The following is a 24,901-nucleotide window of genomic DNA, read 5'->3' as shown; positions in this document are numbered from 1 at the left end:
GCTTCTCATTTTCATTGTTAGCGAGCAAGGATGCAAGCCAAAGTCGCACATTGTGCTACCACAAGAGTTGACATACCGCCGCTTTGCTTTTAGGTTAGCGACCGAAAATATAAATGATAATCATTATTAGAGCCTTTATCATTTTTGGAGGATGATATGGATATGTCACTGGCCGAGGAAAAAACGCAGACTATGCCGACGCTCGCTCCCGACAGTTTTTTCTTTATGTCGCCGTACCGTAGTTTTACGACGTCAGGATGCTTCGCCCGCTATGCGGAACCGGCAATTGATGGCGATTCGCCAGACAGCCCTTTCCAACAGAAAATGAACGCACTGTTTGCTGATGCCAAATCGCAGGGCATCGCGAACCCTGTCATGGTCGGGGCGATTCCCTTTGATACCCGCCAGCCATCATCGCTGTTTATTCCCCAATCATGGCAGAGCTTCTCTCGCACGGCGAAGCAGCAATCATCACGTTACTTTACCGCGCATCAGTCGCTGAACGTCGTTGAACGTAAATCGATCCCGGAACAGGACTTTTTTGAAGATATGGTCGCCCGGGCGGCAGCGCTGACGTCCACTCCAGAAGTCGACAAAGTGGTGTTGTCACGCCTGATCGATATCACCGCCGATGCCAACATTGACAGCGGTGCGCTGCTGGAGCGTCTGGTGGCGCAAAATCCAGCGAGCTACAACTTCCATGTACCGATCGAAGACGGCGGCGTATTGATTGGTGCCAGCCCGGAACTGCTACTGCGCAAAGAAGGCGATCGTTTCAGTTCTCTGCCGCTGGCGGGCTCAGCACGTCGTCAGCCTGATGATGTGCTGGATCGCGAAGCTGGGATCCGCCTGCTGGCGTCTGAGAAGGACCGCCATGAGCACGAACTGGTGACGCAGGCGATGAAAACGGTATTGCGCGATCGCAGCCGTGAACTGCAACTGCCTTCTTCTCCACAGCTGGTTACCACGCCGACGCTCTGGCACCTCGGCACGCCGTTTGAAGGTAAAGCCAACCCGCAGGAAAACGCCCTGACGCTGGCGTGCCTGCTGCATCCGACGCCTGCGCTAAGCGGCTTCCCACATCAGGTTGCGCGCAAGCTTATCGCCGAGCTGGAGCCGTTCGATCGTGAATTGTTCGGCGGTATTGTCGGCTGGTGTGATGCCGAAGGTAACGGTGAGTGGGTGGTGACGATTCGCTGTGCGAAGCTGCTGCGCAATCAGGTGCGTTTTTTTGCCGGAGCAGGAATTGTTCCAGCCTCTTCCCCGGTTGCGGAATGGCGTGAAACGGGGGCCAAGCTCTCCACGATGTTGAATGTTTTTGGACTGCATTAAGAGCCTTGTGGACTGGCTTTAAGGAGCAATAATGAGTATTCCTTTCACCCGCTGGCCGGAAGAGTTTGCCCGCAGGTATCGTGAAAAAGGTTACTGGCAGGATTTGCCGCTGACCGACATTCTGACCCGTCACGCCGACAGCGACCATACGGCGGTTATTGATGGTGAATGCCATCTGAGCTATCGCCAGTTGAATCAGGCCGCTGACAATCTTGCCTGCAGTTTGCGTCGCCAGGGGATCAAACCTGGCGAAACCGCGCTGGTACAACTGGGCAATGTGGCTGAGCTGTACATCACCTTCTTTGCGCTGCTCAAGCTGGGCGTGGCTCCAGTGCTGGCCCTGTTCAGCCATCAGCGTAACGAACTCAACGCCTATGCCAAACAGATTGAGCCGGCACTGCTGATTGCCGATCGCCAGCATACGCTGTTTAGCGGCGACGATTTTCTTAACGCTTTTGTGGCCGAACACAATTCAGTGCGTGTGGTGCAACTGCGCAACGATGAAGGTGAACACAATCTGCAAACGGCGATAAACCAGCCTGCGACAGATTTTTCCGCCACGCCATCGCCTGCTGATGAGGTGGCGTACTTCCAGCTTTCTGGCGGGACGACCGGGACGCCAAAACTGATTCCTCGCACTCATAACGATTACTACTACAGCGTGCGTCGCAGCAATGAGATTTGCCGCTTCACCGGGGAAACGCGTTATCTGTGCGCGATCCCGGCGGCGCATAACTACGCCATGAGTTCGCCAGGCGCGCTGGGCGTATTCCTGGCCGGCGGCACTGTGGTGCTGGCGGCTGACCCGAGTGCCACTCTGTGTTTCCCGTTGATTGAACAGCATCAGGTTAACGTCACGGCGCTGGTGCCGCCTGCGGTGAGCCTGTGGTTGCAGGCGATTGCGGAGTGGGGCAGTAATGCGCAACTGGCTTCGCTGAAACTGCTTCAGGTCGGTGGTGCGAGACTTTCCGCCACGCTTGCGGCACGTATTCCAGCCGAGATTGGCTGCCAGTTGCAGCAGGTCTTCGGCATGGCGGAAGGGCTGGTGAACTATACCCGTCTGGACGACAGTCCTGAGCGCATCATCAATACCCAGGGTCGCCCGATGTGTCCCGATGATGAAGTCTGGGTAGCAGACGCTGACGGCAACCCTTTAGCCCAGGGAGAGACCGGACGCCTGATGACGCGTGGTCCGTACACCTTCCGCGGTTATTTCAAAAGTCCTGAACATAATGCCAGCGCCTTTGACGCCGACGGCTTTTACTGTTCCGGCGATCTGATCGCTATCGATCCGGATGGTTACATCACCGTTCAGGGGCGTGAAAAGGATCAGATCAATCGCGGCGGGGAGAAGATCGCCGCTGAAGAGATTGAAAACCTGCTACTGCGCCATCCAATGGTGATCCATGCCGCGCTGGTCAGTATGGATGACGAACTGATGGGCGAGAAAAGCTGTGCCTGGCTGGTGGTGAAAGAGCCGCTGCGCGCGGTGCAGGTGCGCCGTTTTCTACGCGAACAGGGCATAGCGGAATTCAAATTACCCGATCGTGTTGAGTGCGTTGAGTCATTACCGCTGACTCCAGTGGGGAAGGTAGATAAAAAACAATTACGTCAGTGGCTGGCATCACGTTCACTGGCCTGAAGGAGAAATAGAAATGGCAATTCCTAAACTGCAGGCTTATGCGCTACCAACGGCGCTCGATGTTCCGGTGAACAAAGTCGACTGGGCATTTGACCCTGAACGCGCCGCGCTGCTGATCCACGACATGCAGGATTATTTTATCGGCTTTTGGGGCAATAACTGCCCGATGATGGAGCAGGTCGTCGCGAACATCGCCGCGCTGCGCCAGTACTGCAAAGAGCATAACATTCCGGTGTATTACACCGCTCAGCCGAAAGAACAGAGTGATGAAGACCGCGCTCTGCTCAATGATATGTGGGGACCGGGCTTGACGCGTTCCCCGGAACAACAAAAGATCGTTGAGGCGCTGGCGCCGGATGAAGCGGATACCATTCTGGTGAAATGGCGTTATAGCGCATTTCATCGCTCCCCGCTGGAACAGATGCTCAAGGAAACCGGACGTAATCAACTGATCATTACCGGGGTGTATGCGCATATCGGCTGTATGACCACCGCAACGGACGCCTTCATGCGTGACATCAAGCCGTTTATGGTTGCCGATGCGCTGGCGGACTTTAGCCGTGACGAACACCTGATGTCGCTGAAATACGTGGCGGGACGTTCCGGGCGTGTGGTAATGACCCAGGAATTATTGCCGACACCGGTCCCGACCAGTAAAGATGCGTTGCGCAGCGTTATTCTGCCGTTGCTGGATGAGTCTGAAGAGCCGATGGATGACGAAAACCTGATCGACTACGGGCTGGATTCCGTGCGCATGATGGCGCTGGCGGCGCGCTGGCGTAAGGTTCATGGTGACATTGATTTCGTGATGCTGGCGAAAAAACCGACCATTGACGCATGGTGGGCACTGCTCTCCCGTGAGGTGAAGTAATGGCTGGATTTGATTTTGCCGGGAAAACCGTCTGGGTAACCGGCGCGGGTAAAGGGATTGGCTACACCACGGCGCTGGCATTTGCGAAGGCTGGTGCTGAGGTGACAGGATTCGATCGCGAATTTCCTCAGGATAACTACCCGTTTGCGACCGAAGTGCTGGATGTGGCGAATGCCGGACAAGTAGCTGAAGTGTGCCAGCGCGTCTTCAAAGCGCGCGAGCGTTTAGATGTGTTGGTCAATGCCGCAGGTATTTTGCGTATGGGGGCCACCGATGCGCTGAGCGCTGAGGAGTGGCAGCAGACGTTTGCGGTTAACGTTGGCGGGGCGTTCAATCTGTTTCAGCAGACGATGGCGCAGTTTCGTCGCCAGCAGGGCGGGGCGATCGTGACCGTCGCGTCGGATGCGGCGCACACGCCGCGTATCGGCATGAGTGCTTACGGCGCGTCAAAAGCCGCGTTGAAAAGTCTGGCGCTGACCGTCGGACTTGAACTGGCGGGCAGCGGTGTGCGCTGTAATGTGGTGTCGCCAGGCTCGACCGACACCGATATGCAGCGCACGCTGTGGGTTAGCGATGACGCGGAGCAACAGCGCATTCGTGGATTTGGCGAACAGTTTAAACTCGGGATTCCGCTGGGGAAAATCGCCCGGCCGCAAGAGATCACTAACACTATTTTATTCCTCGCTTCCGATCTGGCCAGTCACATTACGTTACAGGATATCGTGGTGGACGGCGGTTCCACGCTGGGGGCATGACGATGATCTGGAAGCGTCATTTAACGCTGGATGAACTCAATGCCACCAGCCAGAACACGATGGTGGCGCATTTAGGCATGGTCTACACCCGGCTGGGTGATGATGTGCTGGAAGCCGAAATGCCGGTGGATAGCCGTACGCATCAGCCATTTGGCCTGCTGCACGGCGGCGCATCCGCGGCCCTGGCGGAAACGCTGGGTTCGATGGCGGGTTATCTGATGACCCGCGACGGGCAGTGCGTGGTGGGGACGGAACTCAACGCCACGCATCATCGGGCGGTATCGCAGGGGAAAGTGCGCGGTGTTTGCCAGCCGCTGCACCTTGGGCGTCAAAATCAAAGCTGGGAAATCGTCATCTTTGATGAGCAAGGACGACGCTGCTGCACCTGCCGTTTAGGCACTGCGGTGATGGGGTGAGATCACCCGGCAAAGTAAAATGAAATTGCAGAGTTAACAGGTAAATGAAGTGATCTAGTTAACAATGCAATGTAAATACTCAGTGATACTTCTGGTTTGCATGGTTGTCAGGTTGTTAAATTCAGAAAAGATGTTATAGAAACAAAATGTAACATCTCTCTGGATCGGACAACGGATAACAACTATGAACAAATCAGGGAAGTACCTCGTCTGGACAGTGCTCTCCGTTATGGGAGCATTTGCCCTCGGCTATATCGCATTAAATCGTGGTGAACAGATCAACGCGTTGTGGATAGTCGTGGCGTCGGTCTGTGTCTACCTTATCGCTTACCGTTTCTACGGCCTGTACATCGCGAAAAATGTACTGGCGCTTGACCCGACGCGTATGACGCCAGCCGTGCGCCATAACGACGGTCTGGATTATGTTCCCACCGATAAAAAAGTGCTGTTTGGTCACCATTTTGCGGCAATTGCCGGAGCGGGTCCGTTAGTTGGACCGGTGCTGGCGGCGCAAATGGGCTATCTGCCGGGGATGATCTGGCTGCTCGCCGGGGTGGTACTGGCGGGTGCGGTGCAGGACTTCATGGTGCTGTTTGTTTCTACCCGTCGCGATGGTCGTTCCCTTGGCGAACTGGTGAAAGAAGAGATGGGCCCAACGGCGGGCGTTATTGCGCTGGTGGCCTGTTTTATGATCATGGTGATTATTCTCGCGGTACTGGCGATGATCGTCGTGAAAGCGCTGACCCACAGTCCGTGGGGAACCTACACCGTGGCGTTCACCATCCCGCTGGCGATCTTCATGGGGATTTATCTGCGCTATCTGCGCCCGGGCCGCATTGGCGAAGTGTCGGTCATCGGTCTGGTGTTCCTGGTGTTTGCCATTATTTCCGGCGGCTGGGTGGCTGAAAGCCCGACCTGGGCACCGTACTTTGACTTTACCGGCGTACAGCTGACGTGGATGCTGGTGGGCTACGGTTTTGTTGCCGCCGTCCTGCCGGTGTGGCTGCTGCTGGCCCCGCGTGATTACCTCTCTACCTTCCTGAAAATCGGCACCATCGTTGGTCTGGCGGTAGGGATTCTGATCATGCGTCCGACGCTGACCATGCCAGCGCTGACCAAGTTTGTTGACGGTACTGGCCCGGTCTGGACCGGTAACTTGTTCCCGTTCCTGTTTATTACCATTGCCTGTGGTGCGGTATCTGGCTTCCATGCGCTGATCTCCTCCGGCACCACGCCGAAGATGCTGGCTAATGAAGGGCAGGCCTGCTTTATCGGCTACGGCGGAATGCTGATGGAATCCTTTGTCGCCATTATGGCGCTGGTTTCCGCGTGCATCATCGATCCGGGCGTGTACTTTGCGATGAACAGCCCGATGGCGGTGCTGGCTCCTGCGGGCACGGTTGACGTAGTGGCTTCTGCGGCGCAGGTAGTCAGCAGTTGGGGCTTTGCCATTACGCCAGACACCCTGCATCAAATCGCCAATGAAGTGGGTGAGCAATCCATCATCTCCCGCGCAGGTGGTGCGCCGACGCTGGCCGTCGGGATGGCGTACATTCTGCACGGCGCGCTGGGTGGCATGATGGATGTGGCGTTCTGGTATCACTTCGCCATTCTGTTTGAAGCGTTGTTTATTCTGACGGCGGTAGATGCCGGTACACGCGCCGCGCGCTTTATGCTGCAGGACTTGCTGGGCGTGGTATCACCGAGCCTGAAACGTACCGATTCGCTGCCTGCAAACCTGCTGGCTACAGCGCTGTGCGTGCTGGCCTGGGGTTACTTCTTACACCAGGGCGTGGTGGATCCTCTGGGTGGTATTAATACCCTGTGGCCGCTGTTTGGTATCGCTAACCAGATGCTGGCCGGTATGGCGTTGATGCTCTGTGCTGTGGTGCTGTTCAAGATGAAACGCCAGCGCTACGCGTGGGTGGCGCTGGTGCCAACGGCCTGGTTGCTAATTTGTACCCTGACCGCTGGCTGGCAGAAAGCGTTTAGCCCGGATGCGAAAATCGGCTTCCTGGCTATCGCCAACAAGTTCCAGGCGATGATCGACAGCGGTAACATTCCGGCGCAATACACCCAGTCGCAGCTGACGCAACTGGTGTTTAACAACCGCCTGGATGCGGGTCTCACCATCTTCTTCATGGTCGTCGTTGTGGTGCTGGGTCTGTTCTCCATCAAAACTGCGCTGGCAGCATTGAAAGAGGACAAACCAACGTCGAAAGAGACACCGTACGAGCCGATGCCTGAGAATGTCGAAGAGATCGTGGCGCAGGCGAAAGGCGCGCACTAATATTCTCTTAACCAACCAGCCCTCTCCTGAACGGGGAGGGCGTTTGTACGACAGGGAAACACTATGTTTGAAACACTCGCCAAAGCCGGGAAGTATTTAGGTCAAACCGCCCGATTAATGATAGGTATGCCGGATTACGACAACTATGTTGAACATATGCGCGTCACGCATCCGGACCAGACGCCAATGACCTATGAAGAATTTTTCCGTGAGCGCCAGGATGCACGATATGGCGGGAAAGGTGGCGCGAAGTGCTGTTGATTTTTTGCCGGATGGCGCTGACGCTTATCCGGCCTACAACATCGTATTGGCGTAATTTGCGTCGTAGGCCTGATAAGGCGAAGCCGTCATCAGGCAACCCGCACCATAATCACACCGTAAACGACTCTACCTTTTCGAATGCTGCGCGCAGTGTCTCCGGCGTTAACGTTACCGGCAGGGCGTGAATGGACTCCACCGGGCGCAGAGTGTGCGCAATCACTTTGTCGATTTCGGCGCGGTTATTGATGTCCACTTGCAGTTGAGCTAACCGGGTTGGCAGGTTGAATCGCTGATAAGCAGTAATTAACTGCGCCAGCACATCATCTTGTCCCAGCAGCGCGCTCTGCACCAGGATGCCGTACGCCACTTTGGTGCCGTGTAAAAACTTCTCGGTTTGTGGGAGGACGGTCAGGCCATTGTGAACAGAATGCGCTGCCGCCACGCGTGTGTAGCGCTCGCCCAGACCACCAACCATGCCGCCTCCGGCAATAATCGCATCTACCACATCGCAAAACGTGCGGCTTAGCGTGCCTTGTTGTTTGTCTGCCAGCGCCTGCTCGCTGCTTTCCAGCAGGACGTCGCGGATGGTCTGCGCAGCTTGAATACCCAGACGTACTGTCAATGGCAGTGTTTCCGGCTGAGGTGCGAGCACGACGGCTTCATACCACTTTGCCAGCGTGTCGCCGATCCCCGCCAGTAAGTATTCTTCTGGTGCATTGAGAACGATCCCGGGTTCGACCAGCACGAGGAAGTTCGCGTCAGCGAAAATTTCGAAATGTAGTGCCTGGCCCGCATCGTTATACCAGACGGAGAGCGGCGTCCAGGCAGCGCAGGTCGCCGCGATAGTAGGAATACCGACAAACGGCAGATCCAGACGACGGGCCAACGCTTTAGCGGTGTCGAGCAATGTACCGCCACCTACGCCAATCACCACACTGCGATCCTCTCCCGACTCTTTTGCCAGTTGAGCAACATCGGTTTCGCTGCAATGTCCCGTAAACAGCAGGCGTTTAGCCTCGGCAAGATGAAAAGCCTCTGGCAGGTAAGGGCAGGCTGCATCGATGGCGCGTTCACCATAAACCCACACGGCGCGTGAAAGTTGGTCGACAGAGAAAAATTCGTTCAGTCTCGACAGGCTGCCGGGATGGGAAAAATAGTTGGCTGGGCCGGTGACGACGCGAATCTCGGTATTACTCATGTTGTGTTGTCCTTTTGGCTGTCCTGTCCAGGCAGGTTATTTTTATATAGACGTCTGAACGTCTTGATTGCCAAATACTAGCATCGTGCTATAGTGGCTTCAACCACAACATCACACGCTGGGATAACAATAATGAGTAATAACCCGCTGATTCCGCAAAGCAAACTGCCTAATCTGGGCACCACTATCTTCACGCAAATGAGTGCGCTGGCGCAGCAGCATCAGGCCATTAACCTCTCGCAGGGATTTCCTGATTTTGACGGTCCACTCTTTTTGCAAGAGCGTCTGGCGTATCACGTCGCGCATGGCGCAAACCAGTATGCGCCGATGACGGGCGTGCAGCCGCTGCGCGAAGCCATCGCGGATAAAACGGCAGACCTGTACGGCTATAAACCTGACGCGAATAGTGAAGTGACTATCACGGCGGGGGCAACGGAAGCATTGTATGCCGCGATCACTGCGCTGGTGCGCCCAGGTGATGAGGTGATTTGTTTCGACCCGAGCTACGACAGCTATGCGCCAGCGGTTGAATTATCCGGCGGTGTGGTTAAACGTATCGCCCTGCAACCACCGGCTTTTCGCGTCGACTGGCAGGCGTTTGGTGCCTTACTCAGCGACCGTACCCGATTGGTTATCCTGAACACGCCACATAATCCTTCTGCCACCGTGTGGCATCACGCCGATTTTGACGCGCTGTGGCAGGCGATTAAAGAACGCGAGATCTTTGTCATCAGCGACGAAGTTTATGAGCATATCTGTTTCGCCAAACAGGGGCATGCCAGCGTGCTGGCACATTCAGAGCTGCGGGAACGCGCTGTTGCTGTTTCATCGTTTGGTAAGACCTACCATATGACTGGCTGGAAGGTCGGATACTGCGTTGCGCCAGCCGCCATTAGCGCTGAGCTACGAAAAGTGCACCAGTATCTGACGTTTTCCGTCAACACGCCGGCTCAGCTCGCACTGGCGGATATGCTACGAGAAGATCCGGCACACTACCGCGAGCTCCCCGCGTTTTATCATAAAAAACGCGACGTGTTGGTGAACGCGCTGCGTGACAGCCGGCTGGAAATTCTGCCATGTGAAGGTACGTATTTTTTGCTGGTCGATTACAGCGCCGTTTCCACGCTTGGCGACGTTGAGTTTTGCCAGTGGCTGACCAAAGAAGTGGGCGTTGCGGCGATCCCGCTATCGGTTTTCTGCGCCGATCCTTTCCCGCATAAGCTGATTCGCCTATGTTTTGCCAAGCAGGAATCGACGCTGATAGCGGCAGCCGAACGTCTGGTTTCGCTGTAGCTATTTAACCGTCCAGGCTTTGGAGAAGCGACGGTCGGCAAATAATTCTTGCAGGCCGTTAATTTGTTTCAGGCGTAAAACCTCGTCGCTGTCCATACCAAGATCCTTGCCAATTCTTTCTTCACTCCATCCCAGTTGCGATAGCTCGCGGACAATCTCGGACATGGCGTGGATTTGATGACGCCCGCGAGCGCGGTTGTGGCGAATGGTTGCCGCCATACGCTCATGGCGTTCGCGTTCTAAACAGGCAACCGGCAGATATCCTTTCAGCCTGGGCCTCAGTGAGGCTTTGGCTTTACCTAACTCGTGGCGGTGGAAACCATCGACAATTTCGTATTCTTCAGCCGTGGAGTGGACCACCACGATGGGCTGCGTGAATCCGTCAGCTTCCAGAGATTTCAGCAACAGCTTTTTCTCCGGTGGCGCAACGTTATTGGGGTTGTAGTCATTAGGTGAAATGTGATCATTTTTAACCCACAGCACGCAGTCTACAGGCTCTTCGCGAAAAGGACTGACGCTGTGTATCGCCTGCCTGAATTCATTGATGGCTTCAATTCTCTCTTTTTCTGACAGATTAGAAAGAAAGCCAACGAGTTCCTGAGTTAATCGTTGTTGCATAAGATCCCCCATTCCTGGCGTTTGGTTTTCATGCGTTCGTTATAACGTTGGTAGTTTTTGGGTTTTGTTGGGCTGAATGACAGCGCCCGACACCAGTAGTCGTTATTCAGCAGGACCTTACAGATACGCCGCCACGACGGAATATCCGCTGAGCCAATATCTCTTTCCTGAGTTTGCGGAATATTTTCCATGCCCTTTTTCTTATACCACTGCAAATAGACGGCGATTTTATTGCGATAATGTTCGGCGGTCGTTTCCGGCATGCTGTTGAGCAGCAGCATGGCATATTCCTGCCAGCTTAAATGTTCGGGTTTCAATATTTTGCGATGGCCATAAAAATGGTTATCGAGACCCGCATAAATCCCGCCGCTTTTTACACCGCTGACGCGCGCGCACATTGTCGCCCAGCGTTCAGGCTCAATAACATGGTAGAGCCACAGTCCCTGACGCTGCTCTGGCCCAAAGGGTTCGCAGATGCGCATATATCGTGTAGGAACACCGGCCTGATACATCAGGTTATACAAGGGGTTGCATGGCAACTGGGTTTTAGCAAACCAGGTCCAGATGTCGGCGGTTTTCCAGTCATAAAGTGGATAAATATACCAGGTATGCCCGCCGGGGGCGCTGGTGGTCCAGGGTTTATCATCGGCAAAGCGTTGTTTTTTCGAGTTCGCAATGGCGACAAAACGATTATATGACTCATCGGCGCGGATCCCGACCATCATCGCGGCTGGTCGTTTCTCTGAATACCAGTCAGCGAACTCGCGAACAAATTGTTCAAACGTCATGCCGGGCTGGTAAAAAGAGAAATACTCAGGATCGGTTATGGCATCTTCCGGAGGCTGGCGAACCCACGGCGTGCCCGGTTCCCAACACTGCCATTCAGGTTGAAATTGGGAGAGGGAATTTTGCGTAGTGAGCGGTAATGCGACCCAATAAAAGCGTTCGATGACATCAGAATAACGTTCGCGAAGCGCCTGTACATAGTCGATAGTGCAGGAAAACTGGGCTTCCCAGTCGATAAATAACACGTCAATTTTTTTACCTGACTGGCGGGCGCTTATGGCCGTCAGATGTAACATCAACCCAGAATCTTTACCCCCAGAGAAAGAAACGCAAATGCGTGGCAGAGCCTCAAGCGTCCAGGCAATACGTTCCTGTGCGGCTTCGAGAACGTTTTGATTCAGTGGTATTTTATAAACAGACATATCAAGTCCATATCCAGATTTTATTATTTACAGCTATAGTAAATACTTTCAATAAGATATGCTAATTTCACAAGGATGCAATACTTAAACATATTCATGGTTTAAATATTGCCGTCTAATTTATAAGAAATATATATTGTTGTGTTGTTATTTACAGAACTTATGGGGTGATTGTTTTAATGTACTCAGCAAATGATTTGTTATTAAGTGAGGAGCGATTATACATTAGAAATAGCTTAACTGACGGTAATTTGAAATCAACACTGATTTCTTTCAGGTTAAGCGCTGCGGCGTTTTGCTCATATATTATTTTGGGAATGAGACCAATAATATCTGTGCTGGCAATAATATTGGTAATAGAAGTCAACGAATCACTACTAAAACCTATTTTACGATTGAGAAAGAGATTATTAGCTGCTGACTGTTGTTCCTGGATGCTTGGTTGAGTCGTGATAAGCAATGTAAACTGCTCGCGCATGATGTCTTCAAGCGTACTGTGTTCAACCATTCTGGGATGATTGCTGCTGCATACTAATACACTTTCAACTGTTTTAAACAGGGTACATACGATAGAGCGGTTGTGCACAGGTACTGTCGAGATGATCAGATCAGCCTTGCGGTACGCCAGAATATTTTCTGCGGTTTCTGTCGACATTAATATATCGTGGTGTTCGATTTCGACATCGGAGTTTTTTCTTAATAAATTTATTAATTCCGTTACGCCCAGCGTGGTGGTGATTTGTGGACTGTAGATTACGAATTTATTTTTCAGGCTGGAACCGTGCATAATATTAATGGTTTGTTCCAGTTTATTTAAATTCTGCTCAAGGTGCTGATGAAGATTGACGCCTGTCACCGTAGGCGTAATGCCTTTGCCTGAGCGAATAAACAGGGGATCGTTAAACTGTGTACGCAGTCGCTGTAATGACTGGCTGACGGCTGAAGGGGTGATATACAGTGTTGCCGCAGCTTTACTGATGCTCAAATGTTGATAAATACATTCAAAAATTACCAACAGGTTAAGATCGAATTTTTTGAGGTCATAGAGGTTAGCCATGCATACCTTCCTGTGATGGTAATGTATTGGGTAATTCAATTATTGAATAATTTAAATTCTAATCATTCTTAGAATTTATGTTTATAGCTTAATGTATGATTAACTTAAACTAAAATAACACAGATTGCTTGATAGTTAAGATAAAAATATATTTAAAAGAGTGATTGAAATGAGAACCATAACAATCACTCATTTTGTTACCTTTATTTATTCCCCATAATAATATTTAATTTTTCCTTATCGGGTAATCCCACTTCCTGTTGTAACGTATCGTCTTTGCTCATGTAGTAGATCGCGGGCGTCACATTAGCACCTAAATCATCCATGATTTTTTGGTTGATATTCAGTACCTTCATCTGTTCTGGATGGACTGAAGCCGGGATTTCCAGCTTCATTTTCCCGCCGGATGCTTCATAGTCATGCCAGGTTTTGGCCGGATCTTTGGATGCCAGGATCGCAGCAGCAGTTGCCGGGCTTTCAGGCTTGATCACGCCAACCAGCAGCGTACGCAACTGAACTTTACCGGAATCTACCCATGGGCGCGCCTGCTGCCAGAACTGTTTGCAATAAGGACAGAAGGGATCGGCAAACACGTAAACGATGACCGGGGCCTCTTTTTTCCCGTCCAGAATCCACGACGCTTTTTCCATTCGCTGCCACATCTCACGTCCGGCAGGGGCATAGATCTCTTTTTCTATGAGCGCATTACTGAGGTTTTCGCCTTTTTCATTATACATGTAGCCGGAGATGGCATGTTTACCGTCAGGCGTGACATAGATAGTGACCCCCATGTCCTGGTATTTTCCCAGATAGCCTTTCATTCCACCCGGTGCGTCGAAGGGCTTCAGGATGGTAATTCCCTGTTTCTCAATGGCTTTAACAGGGGCAGGGAGCTCCTCTGCGTGCACGATAGCGGGGAGAAGAGTTAAGAGTAAGGTGCGTTTAAACATTGATTTTCCTTATAAAATCAGCAGGAAAGTGGGCTTAATTGCAAAACCTATCACAGCCATAGGTAAGATCGACGGTCTGTCGATTGCCCTTTCTTTAGTTGGGTGATGTAATCCCCATCGCTGTTACGACCTTTGTTAAGGTAATGTAGAGCGCAACACATAGCCAGCTCTGCTGGCACTGACGTTACCTGCGGGTAGCTCGGGTAATGAGGCTCCCTGCAAAGGGGGCCTTTTTTACTTTTATCTTTAGGTTCACAACATGAGTTTGAGTGAGTTGTTAGTTAACGCTTATTGATTTGATAAAGGAAACGCATTAGCCCTGCGAAGAGATTTTCGTTAACTTATCTCTCAACGAAAACACGGAGGAAGTACAGATGTCTTTGATTAATACCAAAATTAAACCTTTCAAAAACCAGGCGTTCAAAAACGGTGAGTTCATCGAAGTAACCGAGAAAGATACCGAAGGTCGCTGGAGCGTCTTCTTCTTCTACCCGGCTGACTTTACTTTCGTATGCCCGACCGAACTGGGTGACGTTGCAGACCATTACGAAGAACTGCAGAAACTGGGCGTAGATGTGTATTCCGTTTCTACCGACACCCACTTCACCCACAAAGCATGGCACAGCAGCTCTGAAACCATCGCAAAAATCAAATACGCGATGATCGGCGACCCGACTGGCGCCCTGACCCGTAACTTCGACAACATGCGTGAAGATGAAGGTCTGGCTGACCGCGCAACCTTCGTTGTTGACCCGCAGGGTATCATCCAGGCAATCGAAGTTACTGCTGAAGGTATCGGCCGTGATGCGTCTGACCTGCTGCGTAAAATCAAAGCCGCACAGTACGTCGCTTCCCACCCAGGTGAAGTTTGCCCGGCGAAATGGAAAGAAGGTGAAGCAACCTTAGCGCCATCTCTGGACCTGGTTGGTAAAATCTAAGTCGCGTAGTTTGTAGGCCGGATAAACGTAGTGCATCCGGCATTCCACAGGCGCAAATTTGCGCCTGTTTCATTCCAGCACCATGACGCAAGTTGCATTAATGCAGTCCCGCAAAATCGGCTTGCATGATGATGTTTTCAGAGAGGGAAGAAGAATGCTCGACACAAATATGAAAACCCAGCTCAGGGCTTACCTTGAGAAACTGACCAAACCTGTTGAGCTGATTGCGACGCTGGACGACAGCGCTAAATCGGCAGAAATCAAGGAACTGCTGACTGAAATTGCTGAACTGTCAGAAAAAGTCACCTTCAAAGAAGACAATACTCTGGCGGTGCGTAAGCCATCGTTCCTGATTACCAATCCTGGCTCTCATCAGGGGCCGCGCTTTGCGGGTTCTCCGCTGGGCCATGAGTTTACCTCTCTGGTGCTGGCGCTGTTGTGGACCGGTGGCCATCCGTCAAAAGAGGCGCAGACGTTGCTGGAGCAGATCCGCGATCTCGAGGGTGATTTTGAATTTGAAACCTATTATTCACTTTCCTGCCATAACTGCCCGGACGTGGTGCAGGCGCTGAACCTGATGGCGGTGCTGAACCCACGTATCAAACATACGGCGATTGACGGCGGTACTTTCCAGAACGAAATCACCGATCGTAACGTGATGGGCGTTCCGGCGGTATTTATGAACGGCAAAGAGTTCGGTCAGGGGCGTATGACGCTGACTGAGATCGTGGCGAAAGTGGATACTGGCGCAGAAAAACGTGCGGCTGAAGAGCTGAATAAGCGCGATGCTTATGACGTATTGATTGTCGGTTCTGGTCCTGCAGGTGCGGCGGCAGCGGTGTACTCTGCACGTAAAGGCATTCGCACCGGTCTGATGGGCGAACGTTTTGGCGGTCAGGTCCTTGATACTGTTGATATTGAAAACTATATCTCAGTACCGAAAACTGAAGGTCAGAAACTGGCAGGCGCGCTGAAAGCACACGTTGATGATTATGATGTCGATGTGATTGACAGCCAGAGCGCGAGCAAACTCATTCCAGCAGCGCAGGAAGGCGGTTTGCATCAGATTGAAACGGCCTCCGGCGCGGTGCTGAAAGCACGTAGCATTATCATCGCCACCGGCGCGAAATGGCGCAACATGAACGTTCCGGGTGAAGATCAGTATCGCACCAAAGGCGTAACCTACTGCCCTCACTGTGATGGCCCGCTGTTTAAAGGCAAGCGTGTTGCGGTGATTGGCGGCGGTAACTCCGGCGTTGAAGCGGCTATCGACCTGGCAGGTATTGTTGAACATGTGACGCTGCTGGAGTTTGCTCCTGAAATGAAGGCCGACCAGGTGCTGCAGAATAAGCTTCGCAGTCTGAAAAACGTCGACATCATTCTGAATGCGCAAACGACAGAAGTGAAAGGCGATGGCAGCAAAGTTACTGGCCTGGAGTATCGTGACCGTGTGAGCGGCGATGTTCACAATGTGGAACTGGCCGGTATTTTTGTTCAGATTGGGCTGCTACCGAACACCAACTGGCTGGAAGGTGCCGTTGAACGTAACCGTATGGGTGAAATCATCATCGATGCCAAGTGCGAAACCAGCGTGAAAGGCGTTTTCGCTGCCGGTGACTGCACCACCGTACCGTATAAGCAGATTATCATCGCGACAGGTGAAGGCGCGAAGGCCTCGTTAAGTTCGTTTGATTATCTGATTCGCACGACAGTAGCATAAAAAAAGTAAGACTCACCTGCACTATAAAAACCCCTGTCAGGCGTTAACCTGGCAGGGGTTTTCTTTAGCAAATCAGTGGCTGTTAACGAACAACCAGCACTGGCAAAGTCGCGTGTCGAACAACGCTGGAAGCGTTAGAGCCGAGCAGATGGGTGCTGATTGATGGGTTACGCGACCCAATGACAACGACATCCGCATTCAACTCTTCACCCAACTCGTTGACCACGTCACGGACGCTGCCAAAGCGGACGTGTTGTTTAATACGGGAAGGATCGATGCTGAAGTGACCGACCATCGTTTGCAGACGGGTTTCCGCTTCGTGTTGCAAATGCTCTTCAAAACGACGGACATCGGCCGCAAAGCGGTGCAGGCTTAAGCTCGCTGAGCCTGGCAGCACATGCAGCAGATGGATAACCCCTTTATCCTGGGCCAGAAATTCTGCATGGCGAATAGCCTTGTCGCTCAGTTCCATTTCGAATACATCAACAGGCATTATGATTGTGTTGTACATAAACATTCTCCTTGTCATTACATGAACACATAACAGCATAGTATTAAAAATGATTCTGTCAGTCACGACACAGATTTATGTTTTGCGAACAGGAAAGAAAGCGAGGAGCAGGGAAATCTAACCGGAAAGAGGATGCGGATGCATCCCCTGTAAGATAAAGCGCGTGGCTTTGATAAGACAGAGTTAGCGCAGGTAGTCGCCTGCAGCTTCAGGCTGGTACTCAAGCTCGATGACTTCGAGGTGCGTTGAGGTCCCGCCAGGCAGTTCCCAGTGAATAGTGTCGCCAACGCGCAGGCCCAGAAGTGCAGCGCCGACAGGTGCCATTACCGAAAGCTGTGTGCTGCTGTCAGTCATATTGGCCGGATACACCAGGGTACGCACACGGACTTCGCCATCACTCAGATTGCGGAATTTCACGCGGCTGTTCATGGTTACGACATCGTGCGGCATGGTTTCTGGAGAACACATTTGGGCACGATCCAGCTCGGCGTTCAGGGCGTCGGCAATCGGTAAACCAGCAAACGCAGGTTGCTCCAACAGGCGGTCAATGCGTTCCGCATCGAGGTCGTTAATGATGATAGTTGGTCTGGACATTTATTACTCCATGTCGTCGAAACTGCGGGTGCGCAGGTAAATAATCCCAAAAGAAAACCCTCACCGTCAGGCGGCAAGGGTTTAGCTTTTATGATGATACTGAGACTTACCCCATGTTTGAAGTGATTTAGTTCACATTCAGGTAAATCATCAATATTGTCGCATATGGTGTGATTTTAGCCGAAAAACGTGATCGTTCTCCAATTTGCATTATGCTTTTTAAGCGCTCGCTGCGGGCGCGTCAAACAACTCAGTGTTCCGCGACAGGAGATCTCATGAGCCAGTACGACAAACTTACCTTGAAAGACGGCAGCTATTTGCATTTTAAAGACTGGGGAAGTGGACAACCTATTGTGTTTAGTCACGGTTGGCCGCTGACGGCAGACGCGTTTGAAGATCAGATGCTGTTCCTTGGATCGAAAGGATTTCGTGTGATCGCCCATGACAGGCGCGGACATGGGCGTTCGGCCCAACCCTGGGATGGACATCATATGGATCAGTATGCTGACGACCTGGCTGAACTTACCGCGCATCTCAATCTTAAAGATGCCGTACATGTCGGACACTCTACCGGCGGTGGGGAAGTGGCTCGTTATATTGGCCGGCATGGGACGCAGCGGGTGGCAAAAGCGGTGTTAATTGGCGCGGTGACGCCCATCATGATCAAGACTGACTTTAACCCAAATGGCGTGCCGAAAGAGGTATTCGATGGCATCCGTGAGGGGGTTGTGAACGATCGCGCCGCCTTTTTCTATGAACTGACCGCTGCATTCTATGGCTACAACCGTCCGGGCGCAAAAGAGTCGAAAGCCGTCAGGGAAAGTTTTGTTGAACAAGGCTTACAAGGTTCCATCAAAGCGTTGTACGACTGTATACACGCGTTTTCGGAAACAGATCTGCGTGAAGACCTCAAAAAGATGACCATCCCGACGCTGGTGATCCACGGTGATGACGATCAGATTGTCCCGTTTGAAACCTGCGGAAAGGTCGCGGCGGAAATACTGCCGGACTCGCAGTTGAAGGTATATGTCGGCGGCTCGCATGGCATTTGCACCACCCATAAGCAACAGATCAACGGTGACCTGCTCAACTTTATTCAGTCGTAATCGTTGGCAGATTGTTCTACGCTGATCTTCTTTTTCCAGGGGGATGAGCGAAGCATAATTTGTGCTGCGCTGACGTTAACTTCAACAGGGAACGCTATGTATTTCTATCAACCGTCACAGGGACACGGCTTACCGCATGATCCGCTAAATGCCATCATTGGACCGCGCCCGATTGGCTGGATTGCGTCGCGTGACGGCAACGGTCGGCACAATCTGGCACCATACAGTTTCTTTAACTGTTTTAACTATCATCCGCCGATTATCGGTTTCGCCAGCAGCGGCTGGAAAGACAGCGTGCAGAATATTATCGAAACTGGTGAATTTGTCTGGAACCTGACGACTCTTGAGCTGGCCACTGCGATGAACGAAACGTCAGCCAGCTTGCCGCACGGTGAGGACGAGTTTTTTGCCGCCGGGCTTAGCAAGGCAGATAGCCGGATAGTCAACGTGCCGCGCGTGGCGCAAAGCCCGGTCAATTTTGAGTGCCGCTTATCGCAAAGCCTGCAACTGACTACCGCTGATGGCTCACCGGTTGAAACCTGGCTGGTGTTGGGGGAAGTGGTAGGCATTCACATAGATGAAACGCTCCTGGAAGACGGCATCTATCAGACGGCGAAAGCGAAGCCGGTACTGCGTGCAGGTGGGCCAACGGCGTATTATTCGATCAGTGAAACACACCGTTTTGATTTAGTTCGCCCGGATGCCCGTGCAAAACGCTAAGCTTACGAACCGACGCCAGCTTGCAGCGTCGGTCACGAGTTTCAGTATCCCACTTTGTCGATAATAAACTGTTTACCGCAGTTACCCGGATGCGGTTGCGGTAAGAATGACTGGGCAGATAACGTCTGGTTGATGTTGTCGGCTTTCAGGGATAACTGGATCTCAGTGAGATACGCTGGATTGCCGTGGCAGCTTAGCTTCACAGCTTTGACGTTCTCTTTGCCCCAGCTTTTGGCAACGGCGGCGTCAAATGCGTTACGGTTGACGGTTTTGCCGTAGTTTTCCGCCAGGAATTTGCCCACCTCGCTGTTCTTAACCTCATTATTCAGCCGTACCATCGTGCCGAAGTACGCGTCGGGATCAAAACCGAAACACGCGCCATGTTTGGCATACTCGTAACGTTCCAGACAGGATCTCCCTCCAGCGCCGGGCATTACGGCGCTGAGTTTTGCCGCGCTTTCCAGCGACAGCCCGGTTTCGGGGGCCGCACATTTACGGCTGGCGCGGGCTTCAGGCAGGTTGGGAATAGGGCGAGTCGCGCAGCCAAAACGCATCCAACGGCGATTGTCTACTCCACGGGCGGCAATGGATTTAGGCAGGCTGGGCCATAAACCGTGAACGGTCAGGAAATCCGCTTTGTCTGCGCTCTCTTTTTGCAAACGACATTCGTCAGGCTCCTGACGATTACGCTCGTGTTGGCTCTGACAAAATCCGGTTTGCCAGGAGAGAGCCAGCACGTAGCTGTCAAAATCAGCGTACTGTTTTGCCTGAAGTTCATCGGCCTGAGCTGCAGAAACTGGCAGCAGGAGTGCTGCCAGCAACGAAGAATAACGCCATGTTGATGTCATGATGATTTCGGACACTTATATAAATTCTGAATATCATCTATTTAATCATAAAAAATGCCAGTCAGGTTTAGCTGACTGGCATCATTTTCATCAGGCGTGAACAGGAATGATTAGCTCCACATTGCCAGAATCGGCCAACCGACCAGCAGAAGCATAGCGATGTAGATAACGCCGAAGATAGCACCCAGACGCCAGTAGTCTTTGGACTTCACATAACCACAGCCGTAGATGATAACGCCTGGGCCTGTTGCATATGGAGTCAGACAGCCCATGATACCGATGGACAGTACCAGCAGGATACACAGGTGTTCCATCGGCACGCCCGGGATACCTTTACCGACGGCCAGAATAACCGGCAGCATGGTGGCGGTGTGAGCGGAAAGGCTGGCGAACAGGTAGTGAGCAAAGTAGAACACCAGCACCAGAACGATCACGGTCGCGTTAGGCGAGAAGCCTTCCAGGTGCGTGCTCATAGTGTTGGCGAACCAGTCGATGAAGCCTGAACGGGTTAAACCATTCGCCATAACGACCAGCGTGGCGAGGTTAACCAGAGTGTTCCATGCGCTGTTATAACGGGTAATGTCTTTCCACGGTACAACGTGCAGCGCCAGCATCAGGGAAACGGCCAGCAAACCCACTGCGGTTGCATCAATCAGTTTACCACCGAAGACCCACAGGCCCAGGCTGAGCAGTACCAGACCAATCAGAGTTATCTCTTTACGGCTCAGTTTACCCATGCCTTTCAGTTCATCACCGGCCCAAGCGGCAACTTCAGCACTGTGAGTAACTTCTGGTTTGTACAGAACGTATGACAGCCACGGAGCAACGATCAGCAAAATAATACCGACCGGCAGGAAACTGAGGAACCACTGCAACCAGCTGATTTGAATACCGGCAATTTTATTGACGAATTCCAGCCCCAGTACGTTTGGCGCAGCGCCGGTCACGAACATCGAGGAGCTCAGGCTGGTACTGATGACCATCATCCACATCAAATATCCACCGATACGGCGCGCGGAAGGATCGTTCGGGAATGATTTAAACAGCGGCGGCAGGTTTTTGATAACCGGGAATACGGTGCCACCGGTACGCGCGGTGTTAGATGGAGTAAACGGTGCCAGCAGAATGTCGATGATAACAATCGCATAGCCCAGCGTCAGGGTACGTTTACCCATGAATTTCACCAGGAACAGCGCGATACGACGACCCAGACCGGTGACTTCATAACCCAGTGCGAAGATAAACGCACCAAACACCAACCACACGGTGGTGCTGGAGAAGCCAGCCAGACCCCATTTCAGCGCTTGCTTACCCGCTTTAAACGCCGGGTCGGCCAGTTCTGAAGCATCAAACAGCAGATAGTTGCTGCCGATAACGCAGATCGTTACGGCGATAAAGCTGATCGCTGTTGCCGGAATTGGCTCCAGGATCATACCGACGATCATCGCCACAAACACGGCAAAGTAGTGCCAGGCCTGTGGAGGCATTCCATCAGGGACGGGGATAAGAAACATGACACCCATGACGACCAGGGGGGCCAATAACTTCCATATTTTATCTTTTGCTAAAGACATGTGTGTGATTCTCCGGAAAGGATCTTTAATTGTGATAATGATGAACTTGTGAAATCTGAGCTAAGAACCAGGTGACGATCAGCAGATCGGCGCAACCTCCGGGACTGAGGTTGCGTTCAATGCACTGTTGGTCGAACTGGTGTAGATATTCGAGATCGGCAGGGGTACGAATCCCCCCTTGCTGCATCAGGGCGGTGGCCTGCTGCTGTAGCCAACGCAGACCTTCTGCGCCGCCACGTGAAGCCACGTTGGTGTCGCCGTTGATAGACATCAGCAGCAATAATGTGTCGAGTAACGCCAGTTCAGGGTCGCGGCCCTGAGTCAGCAGTGCGCGGTAGTGCGGCAGGGCATGCTGGATGACTAGCGGATATCCCGCTTCGGCTTCGCCCCGTGCGCCGGTTAATCCCAATTGCTGATAAAGACGTTGGCCAGCCGTGAGTTGTTGATTGTTCTGGCGCAGTTCGCGCTCGGTCAGGCCACGGCAAAATGTTGCTGCCGTAGAGCAAATGGTTTCAGCGGTAACAGTGAGTTGGAGCTGGTGCAGGCGGCCAATGGCGGCGCACAGCAGTCCCAGTGAAAAGATGCTCCCTTTATGGGTGTTCACCCCGGCGGTGGCGCGGAACATATCGGCTTCGCAGGCCATGCCCAGCGGGCGCAGTCCTTTCAATACATCTTCAGGCGACAGCTGTGCGCTAAACGCCCCATATTCAATAAAACGTGGCAGCCATGATTGAATCGCTTCAGCGCTGCGATGAAAATCTTCCAGCGCCATATCTTTATGCGCGCCGTTGTTAATACGATCTACCAGACCGGGTTTGGGCGACAGGTTGACTTCAGTCAACATGGCGCGCCACGCAAGCGTTGCGTAAGCATCAGGCAGATCCAGAGGGAGGACTGCGTTATTGGTTGATGTTGCGGGAATCGGCATCATGCAGCAGTGCCTCCATCTGAGTGAGTAAGTCGGAAAGCGCGTGGGTTTTACCCCGCGCACAGTCGGCAGCACTTTGCTCGCACAGCAGACAGCGGCGGGCAGGGAGTGCGAAATGACGCCGGGACAGAATTTCCCCTTCAGGGGTCAGGACATCGATGTCCCATAGCCGTCCCAGCGGGTGTGAATGCTCAAGTTCAATGGTGGCGAGCTTGAGGTCGTGGGCCGGAGCCTCAATAGACAAAAGACCTTCTGGACCGCTGGCAGAAACCAGCGCTGTTTGCTCCCTGACAATCCAGGTGGATTGTTTCGCCAACGCGAGCAAGGCGGTTACGCCGTGATTAAAGATGCGACGGGTTAATTCGCTGTCTTTAATCGGTCCCGGTGCGACGACGGTAAACGAGACCAGCGGCGCAGAGTGGCGTGTCAGCCACTCCTGTTGCCTTGCCTGTCTCTCATCGCGGCTGGCTAGCAGCTCGGGAATGGAAACCGCGTGTTGGGTGGCGTATTCAGGGAGCAGGTGCATGGTTTATTCCTTCACCTGATGCACAACGTCAATCACTGAACCATCGCGGTAACGCACAACGGCAATCACGCGGTCAGTGAATTCGATAGCGCGTGGCTGACCGGTGAGCTGCTGTGCACGTTCGCGCAGCCATTCAATGGACACCACTTTCATACCGGCGTCTTTCAGACGTTCTGCCAGTTCCGGACGTGCAGGGTTGACGGCGATACCGTGGTCAGTGACCAGAATGTCAACGCTGGAGCCTGGGGTTACGCAGGTCAGCACGTTATCAACCAGGGTCGGGATGCGTCCGCGAACCAGCGGCGCGACGATGATAGACAGCGCAGCGGCAACCGCGGTATCGCAGTGACCACCGGATGCGCCGCGCAGTACGCCGTCAGAACCGGTCAGTACGTTAACGTTGAAGCTGGTATCAACTTCCAGCGCGCTGAGCACCACGACGTCCAGACGATCGACGGATGCGCCTTTTGAGCCCCAGTTGGCATACTGGTTGGCACTGATCTCAATGTGGTTTGGATTGCGGGCCAGCGATTCTGCGGCATTACGGTCAAAGCTCTGAACGTCCAGCAGTTTGCGAATCAGACCTTTTTCGTGCAGGTCAACGATGGTAGCGGTAATGCCGCCCAGCGCGAAGTCGGCACGGATATCGCGGCTGCGCATTTTGTCTTCCAGGAAACGCGTAACGGCCAGAGAAGCGCCGCCGGTTCCTGTCTGCAGTGAGAAGCCTTCGTTGAAGTAGCCGGAATTTGCAATGACCTCAGCCGCGCTACGGGCGATTAACAGTTCACGCGGGTTGGTGGTCATGCGGGTCGCATCGGCACCAATTTTGTCAGCATCGCCAACCTGATCGATCTGCACGATCAGATCTACCTGGTCCTGCGTAATGCTGGCCGGGTTATGCGGATAGGTCAGCAGCTGTTCAGTCAGCAGGACAACCTGTTTCGCGTTTTCGGCATCTACGCGGGCATAGCCCAGTGAGCCGCAGCACGCTTTACCGGTATAACCGTTGGCGTTGCCAAACTGGTCGCAGGACGGCACGCCGAGGAACGCCACATCAATGCTGAGCTCGCCACTTTGCACCAGGTGCACACGGCCACCGTGGGAGTGAATTTGTACCGGTTCGGCCAACAGGCCACGTGAGATTTCTTCCGCCAGCGGACCACGCAGACCGGAGGTATAAATGCGGCTAACCACGCCCTGACGGATGTGCTCAACCAGTGGAGCATGGCAGTCGCTCAGAGAGCTGGAGGCCAGCGTCAGATTTTTAAAGCCCATATTGGCGATGGCGTCCATCACCAGGTTAATCGTCAGATCGCCACCACGAAAAGCGTGGTGGAAAGAGATGGTCATACCATCCTGTAAACCTGAACGACGAATAGCGTCCTCCAGGTTAGCGCACAGCTTTTTGTCGCGCGGTTTTTGCGCCTGCAATTCTACTTTTGCGGTGCTCTGATAAGCGGAAAGCTCACTTTCTGCATGACGGCTCCAGGTCGCCACGCGATCCTGGCGTTGAGACTGTTCGATTTTCTGCGTCATTTTTTTGCC

General features: G+C 52.8%; 24 protein-coding genes. 12 read left to right on the top strand and 12 right to left on the bottom strand.

The features are described from left to right. Positions 1–156 precede the first annotated feature (156 nt). The 7 genes from entC (at position 157) to LY264_RS17660 (ending at position 7,567) form a co-directional block, all read left to right on the top strand. Positions 157–1,332, top strand: coding sequence for an isochorismate synthase EntC (gene entC / locus LY264_RS17690; RefSeq protein ID WP_048226140.1), 1,176 nt, complete (start codon positions 157–159; stop codon positions 1,330–1,332). 31 nt (positions 1,333–1,363) lie between these two features. Beyond that, positions 1,364–2,974, top strand: a complete 1,611-nt coding sequence (entE, locus tag LY264_RS17685) for a (2,3-dihydroxybenzoyl)adenylate synthase EntE (RefSeq protein ID WP_048226138.1) — start codon at positions 1,364–1,366, stop codon at positions 2,972–2,974. Between the two features lie 13 nt (positions 2,975–2,987). Then, positions 2,988–3,845 (top strand): isochorismatase, encoded by an 858-nt coding sequence (locus tag LY264_RS17680; RefSeq protein ID WP_048226136.1) that lies wholly within the window; start codon positions 2,988–2,990, stop codon positions 3,843–3,845. After that, on the top strand, positions 3,845–4,600 hold the full coding sequence (gene entA, locus LY264_RS17675; protein ID WP_048226134.1) for a 2,3-dihydro-2,3-dihydroxybenzoate dehydrogenase EntA: 756 nt from the start codon (positions 3,845–3,847) through the stop codon (positions 4,598–4,600). Before LY264_RS17680 ends, entA begins: the two co-directional genes overlap by 1 nt. A gap of 2 nt (positions 4,601–4,602) precedes the next feature. Then, the gene (gene entH, locus LY264_RS17670) at positions 4,603–5,016 is read left to right on the top strand and encodes a proofreading thioesterase EntH (protein WP_003022055.1); all 414 of its coding nucleotides are present in this window, start codon (positions 4,603–4,605) and stop codon (positions 5,014–5,016) included. Positions 5,017–5,200: 184 nt separating this feature from the next. After that, a complete protein-coding gene (cstA, locus tag LY264_RS17665) occupies positions 5,201–7,306 on the top strand; it encodes a pyruvate/proton symporter CstA (RefSeq protein ID WP_008784063.1) in 2,106 nt (701 codons plus the stop codon). Between the two features lie 63 nt (positions 7,307–7,369). Further along, positions 7,370–7,567, top strand: coding sequence for a YbdD/YjiX family protein (locus tag LY264_RS17660; RefSeq protein ID WP_008784064.1), 198 nt, complete (start codon positions 7,370–7,372; stop codon positions 7,565–7,567). A 109-nt stretch (positions 7,568–7,676) separates the two neighbouring features. Here LY264_RS17660 and LY264_RS17655 read toward each other — a convergent pair whose 3' ends face one another. Beyond that, positions 7,677–8,765, bottom strand: coding sequence for an oxidoreductase (locus LY264_RS17655; RefSeq protein ID WP_048226132.1), 1,089 nt, complete (start codon positions 8,763–8,765; stop codon positions 7,677–7,679). Between the two features lie 132 nt (positions 8,766–8,897). Between LY264_RS17655 and LY264_RS17650 the strand changes: the two genes are divergently transcribed. Further along, positions 8,898–10,058, top strand: a complete 1,161-nt coding sequence (locus LY264_RS17650; RefSeq protein ID WP_048226130.1) for a pyridoxal phosphate-dependent aminotransferase — start codon at positions 8,898–8,900, stop codon at positions 10,056–10,058. Here LY264_RS17650 and LY264_RS17645 read toward each other — a convergent pair whose 3' ends face one another. The 4 genes from LY264_RS17645 to dsbG all read right to left on the bottom strand — a co-directional run bounded on the left by LY264_RS17645 (position 10,059) and on the right by dsbG (position 13,891). Next, positions 10,059–10,676 carry an IbrB-like domain-containing protein gene (locus tag LY264_RS17645; protein ID WP_048226128.1) on the bottom strand — a complete coding sequence of 206 codons (618 nt, stop codon included), beginning with the start codon at positions 10,674–10,676 and terminating at the stop codon, positions 10,059–10,061. After that, a complete protein-coding gene (locus LY264_RS17640) occupies positions 10,661–11,884 on the bottom strand; it encodes a phosphoadenosine phosphosulfate reductase (protein ID WP_048226126.1) in 1,224 nt (407 codons plus the stop codon). The genes LY264_RS17645 and LY264_RS17640 overlap by 16 nt, the downstream gene beginning before the upstream one ends. A 160-nt stretch (positions 11,885–12,044) precedes the next feature. Continuing rightward, a complete protein-coding gene (gene citR, locus LY264_RS17635; RefSeq protein WP_048226124.1) occupies positions 12,045–12,941 on the bottom strand; it encodes a DNA-binding transcriptional repressor CitR in 897 nt (298 codons plus the stop codon). A gap of 203 nt (positions 12,942–13,144) precedes the next feature. Further along, entirely contained in the window at positions 13,145–13,891 is a 747-nt protein-coding gene (gene dsbG, locus LY264_RS17630; protein ID WP_048226122.1) for a thiol:disulfide interchange protein DsbG, read from the bottom strand. 374 nt (positions 13,892–14,265) lie between these two features. Here dsbG and ahpC point away from each other — a divergent pair, with 374 nt between their 5' ends. Beyond that, positions 14,266–14,829, top strand: a complete 564-nt coding sequence (ahpC, locus tag LY264_RS17625) for an alkyl hydroperoxide reductase subunit C (RefSeq protein ID WP_002894394.1) — start codon at positions 14,266–14,268, stop codon at positions 14,827–14,829. Between the two features lie 154 nt (positions 14,830–14,983). Then, on the top strand, positions 14,984–16,549 hold the full coding sequence (ahpF, locus tag LY264_RS17620; protein ID WP_048226121.1) for an alkyl hydroperoxide reductase subunit F: 1,566 nt from the start codon (positions 14,984–14,986) through the stop codon (positions 16,547–16,549). 82 nt (positions 16,550–16,631) lie between these two features. Here the strand turns inward: ahpF and uspG are convergent, their stop codons facing one another. After that, entirely contained in the window at positions 16,632–17,060 is a 429-nt protein-coding gene (gene uspG / locus LY264_RS17615; RefSeq protein WP_003022101.1) for a universal stress protein UspG, read from the bottom strand. 183 nt (positions 17,061–17,243) lie between these two features. Next, positions 17,244–17,654: a nucleoside diphosphate kinase regulator gene (gene rnk / locus LY264_RS17610; RefSeq protein ID WP_005120853.1), complete on the bottom strand. Its 411-nt coding sequence runs from the start codon at positions 17,652–17,654 to the stop codon at positions 17,244–17,246. A 275-nt stretch (positions 17,655–17,929) separates the two neighbouring features. Between rnk and LY264_RS17605 the strand changes: the two genes are divergently transcribed. Together LY264_RS17605 and LY264_RS17600 are read left to right on the top strand one after the other, a co-directional pair. Beyond that, positions 17,930–18,760: an alpha/beta fold hydrolase gene (locus LY264_RS17605; RefSeq protein WP_003831266.1), complete on the top strand. Its 831-nt coding sequence runs from the start codon at positions 17,930–17,932 to the stop codon at positions 18,758–18,760. A gap of 96 nt (positions 18,761–18,856) precedes the next feature. Further along, positions 18,857–19,480: a flavin reductase family protein gene (locus LY264_RS17600; protein ID WP_048214703.1), complete on the top strand. Its 624-nt coding sequence runs from the start codon at positions 18,857–18,859 to the stop codon at positions 19,478–19,480. Positions 19,481–19,521: 41 nt separating this feature from the next. Here LY264_RS17600 and rna read toward each other — a convergent pair whose 3' ends face one another. The 5 genes from rna to citF form a co-directional block, all read right to left on the bottom strand. After that, positions 19,522–20,328 (bottom strand): ribonuclease I, encoded by an 807-nt coding sequence (rna, locus tag LY264_RS17595; RefSeq protein ID WP_048226459.1) that lies wholly within the window; start codon positions 20,326–20,328, stop codon positions 19,522–19,524. Positions 20,329–20,438: 110 nt separating this feature from the next. Continuing rightward, positions 20,439–21,902, bottom strand: coding sequence for a citrate/succinate antiporter CitT (citT, locus tag LY264_RS17590; RefSeq protein WP_048226119.1), 1,464 nt, complete (start codon positions 21,900–21,902; stop codon positions 20,439–20,441). A 25-nt stretch (positions 21,903–21,927) separates the two neighbouring features. Beyond that, entirely contained in the window at positions 21,928–22,833 is a 906-nt protein-coding gene (citG, locus tag LY264_RS17585) for a triphosphoribosyl-dephospho-CoA synthase CitG (protein WP_003831272.1), read from the bottom strand. Continuing rightward, positions 22,802–23,356 carry a citrate lyase holo-[acyl-carrier protein] synthase gene (citX, locus tag LY264_RS17580; protein WP_003831273.1) on the bottom strand — a complete coding sequence of 185 codons (555 nt, stop codon included), beginning with the start codon at positions 23,354–23,356 and terminating at the stop codon, positions 22,802–22,804. The genes citG and citX overlap by 32 nt, the downstream gene beginning before the upstream one ends. A gap of 3 nt (positions 23,357–23,359) precedes the next feature. Continuing rightward, a complete protein-coding gene (gene citF, locus LY264_RS17575; protein WP_048226115.1) occupies positions 23,360–24,892 on the bottom strand; it encodes a citrate lyase subunit alpha in 1,533 nt (510 codons plus the stop codon). Positions 24,893–24,901 lie beyond the last annotated feature (9 nt).

The organism is Citrobacter portucalensis, assembly GCF_023374935.1.
GTDB classification, from domain to species: Bacteria; Pseudomonadota; Gammaproteobacteria; order Enterobacterales; family Enterobacteriaceae; genus Citrobacter; species Citrobacter portucalensis.
This window is presented reverse-complemented; position numbering and strand designations above follow the sequence as displayed.